Origin of the sequence: Staphylococcus sp. SM3655 (genome assembly GCF_016917315.1) — a bacterium.
Taxonomy (GTDB): Bacteria; Bacillota; Bacilli; order Staphylococcales; family Staphylococcaceae; genus Staphylococcus; species Staphylococcus aureus.
Genome location: NZ_CP070305.1, coordinates 792,316 through 811,281, shown reverse-complemented (window position 1 = coordinate 811,281; position 18,966 = coordinate 792,316). Strand labels below are relative to the sequence as shown.

Here is an 18,966-nt window from a genome sequence, read left to right as displayed (position 1 = left end):
TTCTCCTCTGAAAATCACTTGTATTTATTTAGCAAATCTTTTGAAATATGACACATATGCATATCTTCTGGATATTTTTCTAAATGTTGCTGATGTTCTTCAGCACTTTTAATGTAGTTAGACAGCGGTAAGACTTCCACTGCAATTTGATCTCTGTCTTTACGTCGTTCAATGAACTGACGCGCTTCAATTAAGTGGTCATCTACACAACTATATAAACCCGTTCGATACTTTTGTCCAATATCATTTCCTTGTTGATTCACACTGTAAGGATCAATGATTTCAAATAAATAATTCATAATGTCTGTAATTGTTAACATACGATCATCGAAATGAAGTTTGACACATTCAGCATAACCATCATACGGACCGTCTAATTTAGAGCTTCTTCCATTTGCTCTTCCTGCTTCTGTATGTATAATTCCAGGTATTGTTGCAAAAAATGCTTCAACACCCCATAAACATCCTCCTGCTACATAAACAACTGCCATATTTACACCTCATCATCCTTTTTTATATTTTTAACAAGGTTATACCATTTAATACCGCCATGACATGATTCTGATACACCTTCATTACGATACCCATATTTTTCATAAAATGAAATTAATGATTCTCGACATGTTAACGTTACACCATGTCGATGATGATTCTTAGCAAGAGTTTCAAAATAGTTTAGTAAGCGACCTGCAATACCCTGACCTTGATAATTTGGTGCTACAACAAGACCTAACACACTAATATAGCCACCTTCACTATTATTTGTGGAGACATTTTTAAATAAATCATCGCTAATGTAACGCTCTTTTATGACTGGACCGTTGATGTATCCAATTACTTCATCATTCTTTTCAGCTACAATAAAAGTTTCTTGAATTTGTTCAATTCTCAATTTCAATGCCTCTCGTGTTGCAGCTTCTTCCGGTGAAAAACCAATATTTTCAAGTGCAATAATTTGATCTAAGTCCTGCATGATTACTTTTCTTAATACCATAAAAACACTTCCTTAGCCCTATATATCAAAAGTAATACCTTCATCTTTATATTCATTATTTTCAAACTACCTTCACTATAAAAAACGAGTCTTTTTATTGAAAGCCATTCGCCTTAATCAATTAGACAAGTTGTATTATACGAATTAGTAAATAATCATGATTATAATTCATTTTAAGCATACTCAAAAAGACTGGTACATGTATACCAGTCTAATTCGAAAAAATATATTTAGTTAAAACCATTTCAAAAACGACTTCACTTTTCCTGGCTTAGTCGGTCTGTCTAAATAAACAAAATTATCATTGATTACTGAACTGGCATTTCGAAGTAATGCTTCAATATCATTCGAATATTTCTTCAATTTATGATTGTGAAATAATTCTTGCATCAAAAATGGTCTTTGGTCACATGAATGTGCATCTGAAGCTACAAAATGAGCCAAATTACATTCTATAAATTGTAATGATAACTTTTGAATGTTTTTTCCAAATCCACCAACTAAAGAACTCGATGTTAATTGACTCAATGCCCCATTTGCAACAAGTTCATATAATATTTCTGGATTTTTGGCGATACTTCTATTTCTTTCAGGATGTGCAATGATTGGTATGTAGCCTCTCGATTGTATTTCAAAAAACAATTGTTTTGTATAATGTGGTACTTCGCCCGTTGGAAATTCAATTAGTAAATATTTCGAACGATTAATACCTTGAATACTACCATTATCTAAGCCTTGCAGAATCGAATCTGTAATTCTAATTTCTTGCCCGGGAAATAATTTAATATCCAATGCTTGAACTTCTGGATGCGTTCTTAACTCCGCCAATTTCACAAGCACTTGTTGAAATGTATTATCATATCTCGGATGCAAATGATGAGGTGTCGCTACAATACTTGTTACACCTTCATCCTTAGCTTGCTTTAATAGTGCAATACTCTTTTCAATTGTTTTAGGACCATCATCTATATCAACTAATATATGGTTATGAATATCAATCATGATTCATCAGTCCCATAATATGCATAGTAACTAGCACTTTTATCTTTAGGCATTCTATTTAAGACTACACCTAATAATTTAGCACCTGTTGCTTCGATAAGTTCTTTTCCTTTTTTAACTTCATCTTTATTATTATTTTCCGAATTAACTACGTAGACAACATTGCCGGTAAACTTTGAAAATAATTGCGCATCTGTAACTGTGTTCACTGGTGGCGTATCGATAATGACAAAGTTATAATTCATCAATAATGTGTCATACAAATTTGCAAATGCCCTTGATGTAATTAACTCTGACGGATTCGGTGGGATTGGCCCAGACGTCAAGACGTCTAAATCTTGAATTTCAGTTGAGATAATACTGTCTTGATAAGTTGACCAATTTAGCAATAAACTTGAAAGTCCTTCATTGTTTGGCAAATTAAAAATATAATGCTGCGTAGGTTTACGCATATCCCCGTCTACGATTAGTGTTTTATAACCTGCTTGTGCATATGCAACTGCTAAATTTGCTGCAATTGTAGACTTACCTGCGCCTGGTGCCTCTGAAGTGATTACAATGCTTTGAACTGCACTGTCAGGATTTGCAAACATAATATTTGATCTTATGCCTCGAAATTTCTCGCTAATAGGTGACTTTGGTTGTTCATGGACAATTAAACTTGATGTACTTCTTCGTGTATTCGTCATGGTAATTCCTCGTAAATTAAAATTTTTGTATTGAACCTAAAATAGGTAATCCTAGTTGCGATTCAACATCTTCTTCCGTCTTAATACGCTTATCTAATAATTCTTTTAAGAAAATAATCAATATTGCTAAAACAATACCAACAATAATGCTGATCACTAAGTTGACAGATACTATTGGAGATACTTTTACAGCATTATCATGTGCTGAGGAAAGTATCGTAACATTATCAACACTCATAATTTTAGGCATGTCATGAGCAAAAACTTTAGATATTTTATTAACAATTTTGTCAGATTCAGATTTATTCCCAGTGGTAACTGATACAGTAATAATTTGAGAGTTTGTTTGATTGGTTACTTTTAAAAATGAATTCAACTCAGCTGTTGAATACTGACCATCAAATTCTCTAGATACTTTATCTAGAATTCTAGGACTTTTGATAATTTCCGTATATGTATTAACAGACTGCAAACTACTTTGAACATTTTGAAAAGCTAAATCACTTGAAGACTTTTTCATGTTCACTAATATTTGAGTAGAAGCAGTATATTTGTCAGGCATAACAAAAAAGGTTAATGCCGCACTTACTACAAGACATATTGCCGGTAAAATAAGCAATAATTTAATATTCTTCTTTAGAATATTTAATAGTTTTACTAAATCAAATTTTTCTTTCATGGTTTCCTCCACATAATCAATCATTGTATTCATTATGTATGTTTTATAAATCGGACAATTATATCTAGTTTAACGACTACAAAACATACACAACTACATTTTCTCTAATTATTTATATAAATATTTTATCGTTTAAAATTATATCACGATTCTTGACCATTATGTATAACTTATTTATATTTTTGTACAAGATATAATATTGTCCAACTTCAAATATCCAAACCTATTAATAATAAACCTAGATACCATCGTACGCTATCATGGCTTTCTTATAATCGAGTAGAAGCATCATCATTACTTGATTATTTGCTCTTTACAACACCGAGCGTGCCCGTACTCGGTAGTTCAATACCTTGCGTAACCCGTCACTGTGAATTGGGTTAATGATAATAAAGACCACACCTTTTAAAAAGATGTGGGTAATTTATATAATTTTTATTTACATTTTTAACTTATAAAAAAAAGCGCCTATGTCATGATTTACCATCACATAGGCGCTTATCAATAAATTATTACTTATTACTTTCCATTTCATCTAATTTATGCGGATTTCCTGTAATTAGATGACAACTTATTCTTTTCAGGGGAACATTACACTTTTATAATATGTTCAAAGACAAACTTAACCATTCACAAATATAAAGAATAATATTATCAAATCATTGAACAAATCGTATTTTGCAACAATTGATATTTATATTAATGTATTGCATTTAATTTATAAAATTCATATACATCTTAATATTCTCAATATCGATTTATATTGTCAACTTTATATAGATTTAAAAAAATAATCTCATGTCTTTTTTTACAAAAGTAAGTTAATTATTACAAACTAGTAACAAAAATTATTTCTTCAAAAATATATTTAGTAGCGAATACACTTCATCTTTGAATTGACTTTTACTTTCTTCCACTGCTCCAAATTTTTGCGAAAAGGATGCTTTCAAATACCAACTTTCAAGAAACAGCAATATTAAATTCTGAAAGTCTTCTTTTGTCATCTTTATCTTTGATTCATCATAGAATTTTGCTATCTCTTTACTTAATGATTGATTTAAATCTTGTATTTGTCCGTAAATATTTCCAGAAAATTCCTCAGGCGTATTAGATAATTGAACGTACATTCTAATATACCTTTCTTCGATGTCGAAAATAAACTCAAATAAGAATTGATATAAAGCATCAATTGAATAGTTCGATTTATTTTGATTCATCATAATAATATTATTAAGGTAATCAAAACAACATTTAACACTTTGTTCGTAAATACTTTTTTTCGAGTCAAAATGGTAATATAAACTCGCTTTTTTTATATTTACACTTTTAGCTATATCATCAAGTGTTGTACCGTCATACCCCTTCTCTGAAAATAAGGTTATTGCGTTATCAATAATCTTATCCTTCAATTTTTAAAACCCCCTACTGAAAATTAATCACACTATGTTACAGGAAAATTAAGTTGCAATTACAAATATTTCCGTTTAATTATAACAACAATCTATTGCAAATTAAAATACTATCAATTACCATATGGCTTACAACCTAACTAACGAAAGGTAGGTAAAGAAATTGCAATTTTTTAACTTTTTGCTTTTTTATCCTGTATTTATGTCTATTTACTGGATTGTCGGTTCAATTTATTTCTATTTTACCAGAGAAATTAGATATTCATTGAACAAGAAGCCTGACATAAATGTGGATGAATTAGAAGGCATTACATTTTTACTTGCCTGTTATAACGAAAGTGAAACAATTGAAGATACGTTGTCTAATGTTCTGGCACTCAAATACGAGAAAAAAGAAATTATTATCATTAATGATGGAAGTTCAGATAATACAGCAGAACTCATCTATAAAATTAAAGAAAATAATGACTTTATTTTCGTCGATTTACAAGAAAACAGAGGTAAAGCCAACGCACTCAATCAAGGCATTAAACAGGCTTCATATGATTATGTAATGTGCTTGGATGCAGATACTATCGTTGATCAAGATGCACCATATTATATGATTGAGAATTTCAAACATGATCCAAAACTTGGTGCAGTTACAGGTAATCCTAGAATTCGAAATAAGAGTTCTATTTTAGGTAAAATTCAAACGATAGAATATGCAAGTTTAATTGGCTGTATTAAGCGAAGTCAGACACTTGCTGGCGCAGTCAATACTATTTCGGGTGTCTTCACTCTATTTAAAAAAAGTGCAGTTGTCGATGTTGGCTACTGGGATACTGATATGATTACCGAAGATATTGCAGTTTCTTGGAAATTGCATTTACGTGGATATCGTATTAAGTATGAACCGCTTGCCATGTGTTGGATGTTGGTTCCAGAAACATTGGGAGGTCTTTGGAAGCAACGCGTGAGATGGGCTCAAGGGGGACACGAAGTATTACTACGAGACTTTTTTAGCACAATGAAAACGAAAAGGTTTCCTTTATATATTTTGATGTTTGAGCAAATCATCTCGATTTTATGGGTATATATAGTGCTTCTATATTTAGGCTATTTGTTCATAACAGCAAACTTCTTAGACTATACATTTATGACATATAGTTTTTCAATATTTCTACTATCATCATTTACTATGACTTTTATAAACGTTATTCAATTTACAGTCGCACTCTTTATTGATAGTCGCTACGAGAAAAAGAATATGGCTGGACTCATATTTGTAAGTTGGTATCCGACAGTATACTGGATTATTAACGCAGCAGTAGTTCTTGTCGCATTTCCAAAAGCATTAAAACGTAAGAAAGGTGGTTACGCAACATGGTCAAGCCCAGACAGAGGGAATACCCAACGCTAAAATCATCGCTAAATATTGTAAGAGAAACAGCACTTATCGCTATATCGTGTGTCTTTTGGATATATTGTTTAGTTGTTCTACTCGTTTATATTGGTACTATATTTGAAATTCATGACGAAAGTATCAATACAATACGTGTTGCTTTAAACATTGAAAATACTGAAATTTTAGATATATTTGAAACTATGGGCATTTTCGCGATTATCATTTTTGTATTTTTTACAATTAGCATATTGATTCAAAAATGGCAGAGAGGAAGAGAATCGTGAAGTATAGAAAATTAATAATTTTAGTGTTGAGTATCTTGATCATATTGCCTGTAAGCACACTGGATGGTCATCATATTGCAAATGCAGATGACGATTCACCTAAAAAACTGAAATATAAAGAAAATAGTGCTCTGGCATTAAATTATCACCGTGTAAGAAAAGCGAATTTTCTGAATAATTTCATTTACTTCTTTTCTAGTAGTAAAGAAATTAAAAATTATAGTGTTAGTCAATCACAATTTGAATCTCAAATAAAATGGCTAAAATCACATGATGCTAAATTTTTAACCTTGAAAGAATTTTTATATTACAAGAAAAAAGGTAAGTTTCCAAAACGAAGTGTATGGATTAACTTTGATGATATGGATGAAACTATTTATGAAAATGCTTATCCAATCTTAAAAAAATATAAAATACCGGCAACTGGGTTTATTATCACAGGTCATGTTGGGGAAGAAAACTTTCACAACCTCGATATGATTAGTAAAAAAGAACTAAAAGAAATGTATAAAACTGGGTTATGGGAATTTGAAACACATACCCACGATTTGCATAACTTATCTAAAAATAATAAGTCAAAATTAATGAAAGCTTCTGAAGCTACAATCATAAAAGATTTAAACAAAAGTGAAAAATATCTAACTAAAAACTTTAAAAAGTCGCAGAAAACTATAGCCTATCCTTATGGCTTGATGAATGACGATAAATTACCGGTAATCAAAAAAGCTGGGTTAAAATACGGTTTTTCATTAGAGGAAAAAGCAGTCACTCCGAACTCCAATGATTATTACATCCCTAGAATATTAATTAGTGATGATGCTTTTGAGCATTTAATTAAGAGATGGGACGGATTCCATGAAAAAGATTAGACTTGAACTCGTATATTTACGCGCTATTATATGTGCAATTATTATTATCACACATTTACTTACACAAATTACTTTAAAACATGAGAATATGGAGGGAGGATCCTTAGTATTACAATTTTACATTCGTAATATTGTGATTTTTGGTACACCTTGCTTTATTATCTTGTCACAGTTACTGACAACCTTGAATTACCAAAAAGTCACCTATAGATACTTAACTACACGCGTAAAATATATACTTATTCCTTACATATTAATGGGATTGTTTTACAGTTATAGTGAATCATTATTAACAGATTCAAGTTTCAATAAACAATTCATTGAAAATGTCCTATTAGGTCAATGGTATGGCTATTTTATCGTTGTTATCATGCAATTCTTTATTTTGAGTTATATCATTTTTAAAATTAACTATAACCTATTCAACAGTAAAATATTATTATTGTTATCTTTTATTTTACAGCAATTATTTTTATATTACTTTACGAACAACACAGCGTTTCACGATACCGTGCTACACTATTATCCATTAAGTGAAAACACTATAATATTCGGATGGATTTTTTATTTCTTTTTAGGTGCATATATGGGTTATAACTACGAACGTGTATTAAATTTCTTAGAACGTTATTTAGTTATTATGATTGTATTAGCTGTAGCTACTTATTTTGTGTTTATTGCGTTAGCAAATGGAGACTATTGGAACGTTACCAGCTTTTCATATTCATTAACACCATATAATAGTATTATGTTTATTGTTATCTTGGGTATTTGCACGCATTTTAAAACAATGTTATTTAATACGATTCAAATGATTAGTGCTTTCTCATTCTTTATTTATTTATTACATCCAATCATTCTAGACTCATTGTTTGCATATACAAATATATTTGAGGATAATACAATGGTCTTTCTAGCGATATCACTACTATTCATTTTAGGGTTATGTATAGGTGTCGGTATGATATTGCGTGAATTCTATATCTTTAGGTTTATTATTGGAAAACAACCATATAAATTGAACATTAATGCTTATTAATTATTAAGCTATGTTAAAAACACGCGGTGGGCGAAATCAGTTTGAATTGACTGACTTCGTTTTACCGCGTGTTTAATAATGTTATACATATATTCTAATTGCACATTTAAACTTCGTAAATGCCAATGGGAGTGGGACAGAAATGATATTTTCGCAAAATTTATTTCGTCGTCCCACCCCAACTTGCACATTATTGTAGGCTGACTTTCCGCCAGCTTCTATGTTGGGGCCCCGCCAACTTGCACATTATTGTAGGCTGACTTTCCGCCAGCTTCTTTGTTGGGGCCCCGCCAACTTGCATTGTCTGTAGAAATTGGGAATCCAATTTCTCTTTGTTGGGGCCCCGCCAAGATATTACTTGAATAATTCTTTTAGAATTCTAAATAATGATCCGATTAATTGAAAGAAGTCTGCTGTCATTGTATATACCTCCCTTTACTTTATAAATTATGCTTGCTTAGTATCAGTCACCTTTTCAGTTTTCACTAAATCGTCTGCTAAATGATGCCAAAAATCTTGTAATTCTTCTCTTGTGCGCACTGTATCAGAACTGTCTTGTCCTACAAAGTCAACATGATCCCAATCATGTTTTGTAGGCGTCACTTGCCAAATGCCTTTTTGAATTTTATCCGTCGCATTTGTATAAGCTTGATTAAATGGATGTTGAGAAGAAATAACGGATACTAAACCATCGTTTTCTCGCCATTCTTTTTCAGTTGCTTTACCGATTAAGTTACCAGTAATCACAAATGGGAAAAACATATTTAAGTCTGCTTTTTGTCTATCGCTATTTAATGCTTTGTGCGTTGCTTCACCAGTGTATGTTTTATACACAATGTTAGGGTTCAACGACGTTTTACGATTTAAATCTGTTGCACCCTCACGCGTCAGATCGTAAAATCCATTATCTTTTGATTTCCATAAATTAGATTGTTTAACGCGTTTGACATAATCAATATATGATTCATTTGGCTTCTGTTTTAGACCCCATTGAGCCAACCCGAAGTCTACTCTTGAATTTTTATTACCAAACATTTTACCGATATCAAATACGATTTGTCTCACTAAAGCTTCATTACCAGCTAAATCTGATGCGTGTGTACCATTATGTGGTGTTCCTAAAGTAGTAATTGATGAAATCATATTGTCATGATTACCTTTGAATAGTGGAGAAATTTCGCCACCATGTTTCTTTTGATACTCTATTTCTTCACGATTACCATTACGCAGTAATTCTTCTAGTTGACGTATCGTTTGACCGCCCATACTATGTCCAACTAGGTGTACCTTCTGTCCTGGTTTCCAGTCTTTGTAAATTCCTTCGTATGTTTTTCCATAACGTTCATGTCCATATTTTGCTGCATGTGCTGCACCATAATCTACACGACCGCCTTTGATATAATAATAAAGTTCAACTGCGCGGTCATAGTTACTTCCAAAAGCACTTATACTTGCTTCATAAGCTTTGTAACCATTTTCTTCTAAATCTTGGCGAATGTTCATTTTATTACCGCCCCAATAATGAGCTAACACTGAAGGATTAATATCATCTGTAAACCCATTGAAACCATGCACTAAAACGATAGGATCCTGATTTTTATACTGCCCTTGTTTGGCAACTTTATTCGTTTGATCATCTTTCGCTTTTGCAGTAAGTTCCTTTGTCCCTTTGTTTGGTAACGTTGCTACTGCACTACTTTTTAATAAATTTAATCCATTTTTCTTGTCATTTTCCTTTGTTGGTTCTACTGGTGATTTTTGATTGTTTTTTAAATCTGAAACTGATAGTGTTTTTTCGTCTTTTTGAGGTTTCACTTCTTGTTCATTTTTAAAATTGTAGTTAGTAATTTTATCATTCGCTTGATTATTTTGTTGTGGTTGTACTTTCTCTATTTCTGTCTCATTAACAATTTCTCGTTGACTTGTTTGATCTGACTTATTTAATGATGGTGCTTCCTTTGTTAAACTTTGTGAAGGTAGATTGTTATTAGCGTTTGAATCTTGACTATTATCTGCCTCTTTTGACTGTTGCTGTGACGTCACTTTACTTTGTTTGCCATCATTAATAGCCTGTTCTAACCCTTGATTTACATCGCTAGGATTAGCATTGTTATTTTTTGTTGTATCACGTTGAATATTTTTATTATTAAGCGATGATTTTTTATCATCCTTTAGTTGATCTTTATTCAAATCATCTGTTTTACGATGATTTTCTTCTGATATTGTTTTATCATTATGCAAGTTCTTAGTTAAATTTTCAGTATGTTGCTGTTCGTCAACACCGTTTTCACGTTGATAATTAGCATTTTCCCTAGTTTGTTGATCCCCAATAGATTGTGCTGTAACTGTATCCTCCTGTGAATTTCCCATATTCACTTGCTTCTCAGCTGCTTGTGCTTGTCCACCACTTAAAAATAGTAATGTAGCTATTAAAATGGAAGATGCACCTACACTAAATTTACGAATACTATACTTATTTTGACTTTTCATCATTGTCAGCACCTCTATTTTTTTATTTTAGATAAACAAATTGATAATTATTCGAGGAATAAACTCAAATAATTTACTTAACCAAGCACTCATAATGACCATCCTTTCTATTGTTTAATTTGACGAGAAAGCGTTTACATTTGTATTTAAAAAATATATTCTCCAAAGAGAATTTAAAGTGTATACGCTAATCATTTCAAATTATTAATTAATATTATATTTGGCAAAATTTAATTAGTCAATAATTAGACACAATTTAATTATGCAAATTGTAACTTTTTTACATATATCTTTTGTGATTTTTAATATTTACATGCTTGGGGCTTGATTCCAATGATGTATTATTTTTTTAGATTAGCTGTATGGGGTGATTTATGAGCTATCACAGTTATAATGTTTGCTGGTGTCGTATTTTAAACCTAAAAATATCATCCCATCCACAATAATTGTATCAGGATAAACCGTAATACTTGTTCCTAAACTAAATATATACAGTTAATTTTCTTCCCTCAAAGTAAGTATCCTACTATTTTTAATTTATTGTTTAATTACTCTTGAACTACCTTTAACTTAATCTCGAATTTATGATGATTAGCATAAAAATACATCCCATAAAGTTAGTTTTTTAGTCTAACTTTCGGGATGCACATCTTAGTTCTAATGGAGATTGTCTTTTAAATAGGCTATGACATTTCTATTTCAGGCTAGATATATTTTTATTTACAGTATAAATACAAAGAATGTAAAGACAACTATGATATTAAAGGTTACTAAATTCTCTTTAGCTTTTTCGCCATTTTTTCCCTTCATAACTTCATTATATCGATTCATATACTTTTCAACATCTTTAACAGTGACATCTATTCCTGAGTTGCTCAATTTACTTTTTATAATTATTTTTGATTTCGTATTGTGATTATCCACTACTTATCTATAACGAGTTCGCAACTTTAGTACCATCACAGCATTCATAGTTAAAATATGTTGGTGTCGTATTTTAAACTTGAAAATGTCACGTTTTCCACAATATTTGTAAGTGTATAAGCCATGATCCTTTTCCTTATATCTTAGTCCATACTTGCTTTACCACTGTTCGATATTTTGTCGTTCACCTTTAAAGTTATTGCGCTTATGATGTCTACGCGCTAATTCCGCCTCAATTTCTGAAAAATCGACGCCAAGCGCATGCATCAAGACAAATAAATGATAAAGTTCATCTGCTACTTCACTTACAAATGCTTTTTTGTCACCTTTAATTGCTTCAATTACGACTTCAAAAGCTTCTTCACCGTATTTTTTTGTAATCTTTTCTATACCTTCTGTTAATAAATATTTTGTATATGACTTTTCATTATTGGATTGGGCACTATCTTGAACTGTCTGCGCTAATGTTTGCACTGAAAATGGAACTTCTGTGTTGAAACAACTTTGACTGCCTGTATGACATGTTGGTCCATTTGGTATGACATCAATTAAAATAGTGTCATTGTCGCAATCTACATGAATATCTTTAACACGTTGCGTATGACCAGATGTTTCACCTTTTGTCCATAGCCGTTGTTTCGACCGCGAATAGAAACATACCACACCATCTTCTATCGTTTTATCAAAAGCTTCTTGATTCATATAGCCCAACATCAATACTTGTTTTGTTTGATTATCTTGTAAAATTGCTGGCACTAAACCTTTGCTAAAATCAATTTTATATTTGGTCATCTTACTGCTATACCCCCTTGCCGTATCACTTCTTTAATAGATTGAACCGTCGTTTCTCGGTCATGTAATATACTTGCAGCTAAACCTGCAGAAACATCCGTCTGATCAAATAATTCTACAAAGTGTTGTGCATTGCCACCACCACCAGAAGCAATGATTGGAATATTTACAAGAGACTTAATATTTGCTAGGTGTTCAATATCAAATCCTTGCTTCATACCATCATGTCCCATACTTGTAACGAGGAGCTCACCTGCACCTAACTGTTCTACTTGCTGTACCCAGTCATATACTTTAATATTTGTCATCTTTTTACCACCATGCGTACAACAATAATGTGCTTTTCTTTCAGGATCATAATAGCTATCAATTGCTATACAGATGCATTGTCTACCGAATTTATCACTCGCTTGTTTAATGAGCTGTGGATTTTTTAAAGCACTTGAATTTAATGATACTTTATCTGCACCATGATTTAACAATTGGGTAATATCATCGAGACTTTGAATCCCACCCCCTACAGTAAGAGGGATAAACAAGCGTGACGCTGTCTGTTCAATCACTTCTAGCATTAAGCTATGACCCTCTTCCGTCTTAGAGATGTCTAAAAATACTAATTCATCAGCACCCGCTTCATTGTAATACATTGCTAAATCAACAGGATTCCCAATATCCCTTAATCCTTTAAATTGAATCCCTTTAACGACACGACCATCTTTGACATCTAAACATGGAATGATACGTTTTTTAATCATTTTAGCCCCTCCCAAAAAGATGCTTGATGTGCAGCCTTTCCTATAATAGCAGCGTGAACATTTAGCGACGCTAATCGTTGAATATCTTGCTGATGTCTAATACCACCGGAAGCAATGACAGGAATCGTCGTTGCCTTTACTAATTGACCAGTTAATTCAAAGTTAGGTCCGGACATTTTGCCATCTTTAGCAATATCAGTATATATAATGCCGCCAAGAGGTATATCCGATAACTGTCTCACAAAACTAAATAAATTTAACTCTGTGTCCTCTTCCCATCCGTTCACTTTAATATCTTCTCCATAAGCATCAACTGACAGATAAATACGACCTGGAAATGTATGTGCCATCACTTTAAGCCAATCAGTATCTTGAATGCCTTTCGTTCCAACTATGCAATAATTAATCCCTGCGGCAAAGTAGTCCATGATTTGTGACTTCGTACGAATGCCACCACCTACTTCAATATCTTTGGTTGTTAATCTCCTCAATGACTTAATATAATCAAACTCTCGGGCATGCTGTGCCTTAGCACCTATCAAGTCGACGATATGAATACGATTCACACATTCAAATTGACTATAGTAAGCAATACTTTCTTCAGCCGAGCGTGACATTTTTTCTTCACTATCATATTTACCCTCTGTTAACCTCACACTTGTTGACCCAATCAAATCAATCGCTGGCCATAATTCAATCATTTATAAATCCCCCTTGTATTGCCTGACGCAAAATTTGTAACCCATATGTACCGCTTTTTTCAGGATGGAATTGAATACCAATATAATTGTTAAATTGAACAATTGCAGGAATATCAGCCCCATACTGCGCATATGCAATGACATTTTCTGACATCGGCGCTTGGTAAGAATGTACGAAGTAAACATCTTGATTTAACATAGGATGCTTACTCACTAAATTATTCCAACCTAAGTGCGGCACTGGGTATTCTGTTTGGATACGCGAAATATTTCCTGGGATAAACCCTAATCCAGATGCATCGCCTTCATCACTATGCTCATACATTAATTGCATGCCTAAACAAATACCAATCATCTTCTTATCAGTATTCTTAGCCAATATTGCATTGAGATTTAATCGTTTTATCTCTGACATCGCATCTTTAAAATGGCCGACACCGGGCAATATGATTGTTTCTGCTTGATCGATTATTTTTGAGGTATTTGAGACAACCACCTCATACCCCAAATGTTCAATAGCGCGTTTTACATTACTAATATTCCCTAATCCATAATCAACGATGACAATCATTCAATCACACCTTTCGATGACGGCACACGCTGATCATCAGTTGCAGTTAGCGCTATGCCTAATGCACGGGAAAACGCTTTGAATATAGCTTCAATTTCATGGTGTGTATTACCTCCACGAATTAAATCAATATGCGTTGTTAATCTTGCATTGATTACGACCGCTCTAAAAAATTCTTCTACTAACTCCGTATCAAACGTACCAACTTTTTCTTTACTTAATGATGCATTGAATGATAGGTATGGGCGCCCACTTATATCCACAACGACACGTGCTAATGTTTCATCCATTGGAATGTACATCGTTCCATAACGAACGAAATGCTTTTTATCTTTAATCATTTCAAGTAACAATTGGCCAATGACAATGCCGATATCTTCAGTTACGTGGTGATCATCTACGTCAATATCACCTTGTGCCTCAATGTTTAATGACAGACCGCTATGAAATGTAAACAAGGTTAACATATGATTTAAAAAGCCCACACCTGTATTAATATGCGATGGTGACTGATCATCAGATATTGAAATATTTAGTTGCGTTTCAGCTGTGTTTCGTTGTTTTTGATAAATCATATTTTGCACTCCATTCTTTAACAATTTCTTCTAATTGCTTTAACTGTGATGCTGTTGCAATTGAGTATCTTACATAGCCCTTCATCACCGGCTCATCATAAAAGCGAGGTTTAAATCCTTGTTCATATACGTATTGTCCTAATTGTTGCGCTGCTGAGCCTTTAGTAAGTACAAAATTAGCATTTGATGGGAACACTGACATTTTATCTGCAACATGTGTATCAAATATTTGTTTTAACTGCTCAGCTAACTGTCGTTGCATCGTTAAAAATTGTCTTGTCTCTTCTCTATGTCTAAAAATATAAGTCGCAATATTTAGCGTAAATACATTTAATGGATATGGATGTTCTATTTTTTGAATATGCTTTATCGTTCCAGCAGTACTAATTAAGACACCTAATCTTAAGCCGGCAATTCCAAACGCCTTTGATAATGTACGCATTCTTAAGATGTGTGGTGCCAGTTCCACGTCATATGCCGTACCATAATCTAAATATGCTTCATCAATGACAAAGTATCCGTTTAATGCTTTCATCTTATCTGCAATAGCTGTTAAAAATGCCGTATCAAATTGCTTGCCTGAAGGGTTATGTGGATTACTCATAATAAAAAATGATGGTTGTACTTCATCGATTTTCGTTAAAATGGTTTCCAAATCAAACGTTAAATCTGATCCTGCATCTACAAATGCAATTTCACGATTTACTTGTGCCGCATATGCTTGATACATAAAAAAATCAGGATTTAGCGTTAATGCCGGACCTTCTGGCATGATCAGCATTAACTTTTGAATCAATTCATCAGATCCATTTCCTGCAATAATTTGTTCAGGCGATAATCCGTAAAACTTAGCATAAGCTTCCTTGAATTGTTCATATGCTGCATCAGGATATAAATTATATGGCGTTGCACTAATAATAGACGTCATTGTTTTTTCATCCAACGGCGTAACTGGACTTTCATTTTTATCAATATAAATCATTTCAATTACACTCCCCTAAGACTGACGTATTAAAATAGACTGCTGGTGATTGTATAATGCTTCAACATGAGCAATATGTTGTGCTGAATCAGCAATTTGTTCAAACGTATCTTTTGATAAATGGATGACCGTGTTCCGTGTTAAGAAATCATTGACCGATAACCCATTGGTAAATCTAGCTGTTCTATTTGTAGGTAATACATGACTTGGACCTGCAACGTAATCTCCTATGACCTCTGGCGAATAATGTCCAATAAACAATGCACCCACATATTTCACTTTTTCAATATATGGTTGAGGATTTACTGTTTGAATCGACGCATGTTCAGGCGCGATTGTATTCATGACATGGCATGCTTCATCAAAATTACTAGCATGGATAAGGTAGTGTTGATTAGCGATACTTTTAGAAACAATGTCGTATCTGTCCACATTAGGCAATGCTTTAGCAATACGTGATTCTAAATCTTTAAGGACTTGCGCATCTTCACTAATGGCATATGTACGTGCTAATTCATCATGTTCTGCTTGTGCAAAAACATCATATACGATGGCATCTAAATCTGCTGTTTCATCAATAATAAGTGCTATTTCTGTTGGTCCAGCTATTTGGTCAATACCTACTTGTCCAAATAAATATTTCTTGGCATATGCAACAAATTGATTGCCTGGACCTACAACCTTATCAACTTTAGGTATCGTTTCTGTGCCATAAGTTAACGCAGCAATACTTTGAGCACCACCAACTTGAAATACTTGATCAACTTGCGTAATATAGCATGCTGCTAATACTTCTTGAGACACACCATTAGGTTGAGGTGGTGTCACAACGACAATATTTTCCACACCTGCTACTTGTGCTAACGTCGCTGTCATTAATACCGTTGAAGGATAACTTGCTTTACCACCAGGCACATAAATACCGACACTTTCTAGTGGATGGTATATTTCATAACACTCCACTGATTCTTCTAACTGTTGATTCGTCTGTTTAATACTTTCTTGATATGCTTTAATTCTTTCATAACTTTGTTGTAATGCTTGTTTTGTTTTTTCATCTAATGTGTCAAATGCTGCTTTAATTTGTTCATGACTAATTTCTAAATGATCTGTTTTCGTATGATCGAATGTTAGATTATACATTTTCAAAGCCTTATCTCCATGAACTTTAACTTCCTGACAAATATCGCGAATAATTGGATACAATGACTCATCTAATGGTGCTTCTAATGAAAATTGATTTAAAAATTGTTGTGCATTAAGCATTGGCAATAGACACCTCCAAAGAGCGAATAAATTGCTCTATTAATTGTGATTTTTTAAAATAAGCTGCTTTATTAGTTATTAATCTTGCATTGATATCACTAATATGTTGCTTTTCAACCAGTCCGTTCGCTTTTAGCGTAGTACCTGTTTGAACGATGTCGACAATTCCGTCTACCATATCTACAACACAGGCCAATTCAACAGAGCCATTCAATTTAATCAATTCGACATCAATACCTTTTGATTTAAAATATGTTTCAGCAGTATGAACATAACTCGTTGCGATTTTACGATAATTGGTCGTTTCAGGTTTCGCTGCAACCGCAAAATGACATGCTCCAAAAGGCATATTCAACAAATTATTAACATTATATTGGCGCTCATCTAATATGTCGCTACCAACAATGCCTATGTCTGCCATTCCTTGTTCCACATAGATTGGCACGTCACTTCCTTTTTCTAAAATGCATTCAATATTATCTACACTTAATAATAATTGGCGTTCTCTATTTTTTAATGTTTCTGATAATGTCGTATATTCAATTACATCTAAATAGTTAATTAAACTATCCATTAGACGTCCTTTGGCTATGGCGATTCTTAACATTGTGCATACTCCCTTACTTAAAGTGTTAATCCTAATCCAAACCCTTCGATGCTTCCTTTGTAATAACCACCTGTTAAAACTCGAGATTCATTTTCAGCAAAATGACATTGAATAAATAAACCTGTGTAATAGGATCTAGGTGGCTGCGCAGTAATATCTAAATGGATGTCTTTGTAACCTTGTTTATGTAACCAACGTTCCCATATTTTTAATTCAACGAGTGCTGGATGGTCATTTGGAATATAGTGTTCCAATACATTTAATTGTTGTTGCGTATTCTCTTTCAAGATTTGCACGATTGGATGTTCAGTCGACAAATATGTAACCAGTCCCGATAAATTACGTTCCTCAATCATTGATAGTATGTCTGGTGTTTGTAACGATTTATCGAGTAAGGCATCAAGCAATTGATAATGTCCCAATACAACAAAATGCACGTTGTCTCTCAACTGCTGTTGAATAAACTGAATAAATAGCTTTAAGCTCTGTTGTACATTCGCTAATGATGGTGCATAGTTTTCCAAACCAACTTGTACAGCCGCTTCATTATTCCGAATGATTAAACCTGTGTATGCCACTTTTGTTGCTGCAGTTGGATACATTGAGTAATAACGCAATAATTGATCTGTAAAATCATTTCGAAGTGCATAAATTTGATGCTCATGTTGCCAAAAATTTCGCTCACCCATCTGCTGCAAATCCTCATGGTTCAATTGTTTCCAGTCCAACTTTTCAACCACACTAAAATCAACTAACTCATAATCCGCTTTATTAAAATATTTTAAAAATGCTGTTTCCGATTCTTTTAACGCAATTAATTGTTCTGAATTATTCACTCGACCACCCTTTACTTTTAATACTGTATTTAAAATCACTTGGTATTTTCGTTGTTCACTTTACTTCTCTACCACGCTAAAGTGTAATATGATTAATAACTTATCATTTTTAGCA

19 protein-coding genes and 1 pseudogene are annotated in these 18,966 nt (G+C 32.9%); 4 read left to right on the top strand and 16 right to left on the bottom strand.

From position 1 onward, the window contains the following. Positions 1 to 14: 14 nt before the first annotated feature. The 6 genes from JQN76_RS04005 to icaR form a co-directional block, all read right to left on the bottom strand. Complete coding sequence (locus JQN76_RS04005) at positions 15 to 491, bottom strand: peptide-methionine (S)-S-oxide reductase (protein WP_000301926.1); 477 nt, start codon at positions 489 to 491, stop codon at positions 15 to 17. A gap of 2 nt (positions 492 to 493) precedes the next feature. After that, a complete protein-coding gene (locus JQN76_RS04000; protein ID WP_000244278.1) occupies positions 494 to 994 on the bottom strand; it encodes a GNAT family N-acetyltransferase in 501 nt (166 codons plus the stop codon). Between the two features lie 234 nt (positions 995 to 1,228). Further along, positions 1,229 to 1,996 carry a tyrosine-protein phosphatase gene (locus tag JQN76_RS03995; protein WP_000565312.1) on the bottom strand — a complete coding sequence of 256 codons (768 nt, stop codon included), beginning with the start codon at positions 1,994 to 1,996 and terminating at the stop codon, positions 1,229 to 1,231. After that, positions 1,993 to 2,685 carry a polysaccharide biosynthesis tyrosine autokinase gene (locus JQN76_RS03990; protein WP_000185863.1) on the bottom strand — a complete coding sequence of 231 codons (693 nt, stop codon included), beginning with the start codon at positions 2,683 to 2,685 and terminating at the stop codon, positions 1,993 to 1,995. Before JQN76_RS03990 ends, JQN76_RS03995 begins: the two co-directional genes overlap by 4 nt. A gap of 16 nt (positions 2,686 to 2,701) precedes the next feature. Continuing rightward, entirely contained in the window at positions 2,702 to 3,364 is a 663-nt protein-coding gene (locus tag JQN76_RS03985; RefSeq protein ID WP_000659675.1) for a Wzz/FepE/Etk N-terminal domain-containing protein, read from the bottom strand. An 848-nt stretch (positions 3,365 to 4,212) separates the two neighbouring features. Beyond that, on the bottom strand, positions 4,213 to 4,773 hold the full coding sequence (gene icaR, locus JQN76_RS03980) for an ica operon transcriptional regulator IcaR (RefSeq protein WP_000653261.1): 561 nt from the start codon (positions 4,771 to 4,773) through the stop codon (positions 4,213 to 4,215). A gap of 163 nt (positions 4,774 to 4,936) precedes the next feature. Between icaR and icaA the strand changes: the two genes are divergently transcribed. The 4 genes from icaA to icaC are packed head-to-tail and all read left to right on the top strand — an operon-like array spanning position 4,937 to position 8,352. Continuing rightward, entirely contained in the window at positions 4,937 to 6,175 is a 1,239-nt protein-coding gene (icaA, locus tag JQN76_RS03975; protein WP_001159430.1) for a poly-beta-1,6 N-acetyl-D-glucosamine synthase IcaA, read from the top strand. Beyond that, positions 6,139 to 6,444: an intracellular adhesion protein IcaD gene (gene icaD / locus JQN76_RS03970; RefSeq protein ID WP_000240580.1), complete on the top strand. Its 306-nt coding sequence runs from the start codon at positions 6,139 to 6,141 to the stop codon at positions 6,442 to 6,444. The genes icaA and icaD overlap by 37 nt, the downstream gene beginning before the upstream one ends. Further along, on the top strand, positions 6,441 to 7,313 hold the full coding sequence (gene icaB, locus JQN76_RS03965) for an intercellular adhesin biosynthesis polysaccharide N-deacetylase (protein ID WP_000877369.1): 873 nt from the start codon (positions 6,441 to 6,443) through the stop codon (positions 7,311 to 7,313). The genes icaD and icaB overlap by 4 nt, the downstream gene beginning before the upstream one ends. After that, a complete protein-coding gene (icaC, locus tag JQN76_RS03960) occupies positions 7,300 to 8,352 on the top strand; it encodes a polysaccharide intercellular adhesin biosynthesis/export protein IcaC (protein ID WP_000723832.1) in 1,053 nt (350 codons plus the stop codon). The genes icaB and icaC overlap by 14 nt, the downstream gene beginning before the upstream one ends. A 447-nt stretch (positions 8,353 to 8,799) precedes the next feature. On the opposite strand, the gene lip1 is transcribed toward icaC, so the two are convergent. The 10 genes and pseudogenes from lip1 to JQN76_RS03905 form a co-directional block, all read right to left on the bottom strand. Then, positions 8,800 to 10,842 carry a YSIRK domain-containing triacylglycerol lipase Lip1 gene (gene lip1, locus JQN76_RS03955; protein ID WP_072433551.1) on the bottom strand — a complete coding sequence of 681 codons (2,043 nt, stop codon included), beginning with the start codon at positions 10,840 to 10,842 and terminating at the stop codon, positions 8,800 to 8,802. Positions 10,843 to 11,562: 720 nt separating this feature from the next. Then, positions 11,563 to 11,766, bottom strand: coding sequence for a hypothetical protein (locus JQN76_RS03950; protein ID WP_049872615.1), 204 nt, complete (start codon positions 11,764 to 11,766; stop codon positions 11,563 to 11,565). Between the two features lie 159 nt (positions 11,767 to 11,925). After that, positions 11,926 to 13,313: pseudogene (gene hisF / locus JQN76_RS14185) on the bottom strand (imidazole glycerol phosphate synthase subunit HisF). Next, positions 13,310 to 14,014 carry a 1-(5-phosphoribosyl)-5-((5-phosphoribosylamino)methylideneamino)imidazole-4-carboxamide isomerase gene (hisA, locus tag JQN76_RS03935; protein WP_000571737.1) on the bottom strand — a complete coding sequence of 235 codons (705 nt, stop codon included), beginning with the start codon at positions 14,012 to 14,014 and terminating at the stop codon, positions 13,310 to 13,312. The pseudogene hisF and the gene hisA overlap by 4 nt, the downstream one beginning before the upstream one ends. Continuing rightward, on the bottom strand, positions 14,007 to 14,585 hold the full coding sequence (gene hisH / locus JQN76_RS03930) for an imidazole glycerol phosphate synthase subunit HisH (protein ID WP_000635623.1): 579 nt from the start codon (positions 14,583 to 14,585) through the stop codon (positions 14,007 to 14,009). Before hisH ends, hisA begins: the two co-directional genes overlap by 8 nt. Then, complete coding sequence (hisB, locus tag JQN76_RS03925) at positions 14,582 to 15,160, bottom strand: imidazoleglycerol-phosphate dehydratase HisB (RefSeq protein ID WP_000640266.1); 579 nt, start codon at positions 15,158 to 15,160, stop codon at positions 14,582 to 14,584. The genes hisH and hisB overlap by 4 nt, the downstream gene beginning before the upstream one ends. Next, the gene (locus tag JQN76_RS03920) at positions 15,129 to 16,142 is read right to left on the bottom strand and encodes a pyridoxal phosphate-dependent aminotransferase (protein WP_000639183.1); all 1,014 of its coding nucleotides are present in this window, start codon (positions 16,140 to 16,142) and stop codon (positions 15,129 to 15,131) included. The genes hisB and JQN76_RS03920 overlap by 32 nt, the downstream gene beginning before the upstream one ends. Before the next feature lie 15 nt (positions 16,143 to 16,157). Next, positions 16,158 to 17,408 (bottom strand): histidinol dehydrogenase, encoded by a 1,251-nt coding sequence (gene hisD / locus JQN76_RS03915; protein WP_001836605.1) that lies wholly within the window; start codon positions 17,406 to 17,408, stop codon positions 16,158 to 16,160. Next, a complete protein-coding gene (gene hisG, locus JQN76_RS03910; protein WP_001836604.1) occupies positions 17,401 to 18,015 on the bottom strand; it encodes an ATP phosphoribosyltransferase in 615 nt (204 codons plus the stop codon). Before hisG ends, hisD begins: the two co-directional genes overlap by 8 nt. Before the next feature lie 17 nt (positions 18,016 to 18,032). Further along, positions 18,033 to 18,851: an ATP phosphoribosyltransferase regulatory subunit gene (locus JQN76_RS03905; RefSeq protein WP_001065590.1), complete on the bottom strand. Its 819-nt coding sequence runs from the start codon at positions 18,849 to 18,851 to the stop codon at positions 18,033 to 18,035. Positions 18,852 to 18,966: the final 115 nt, after the last annotated feature.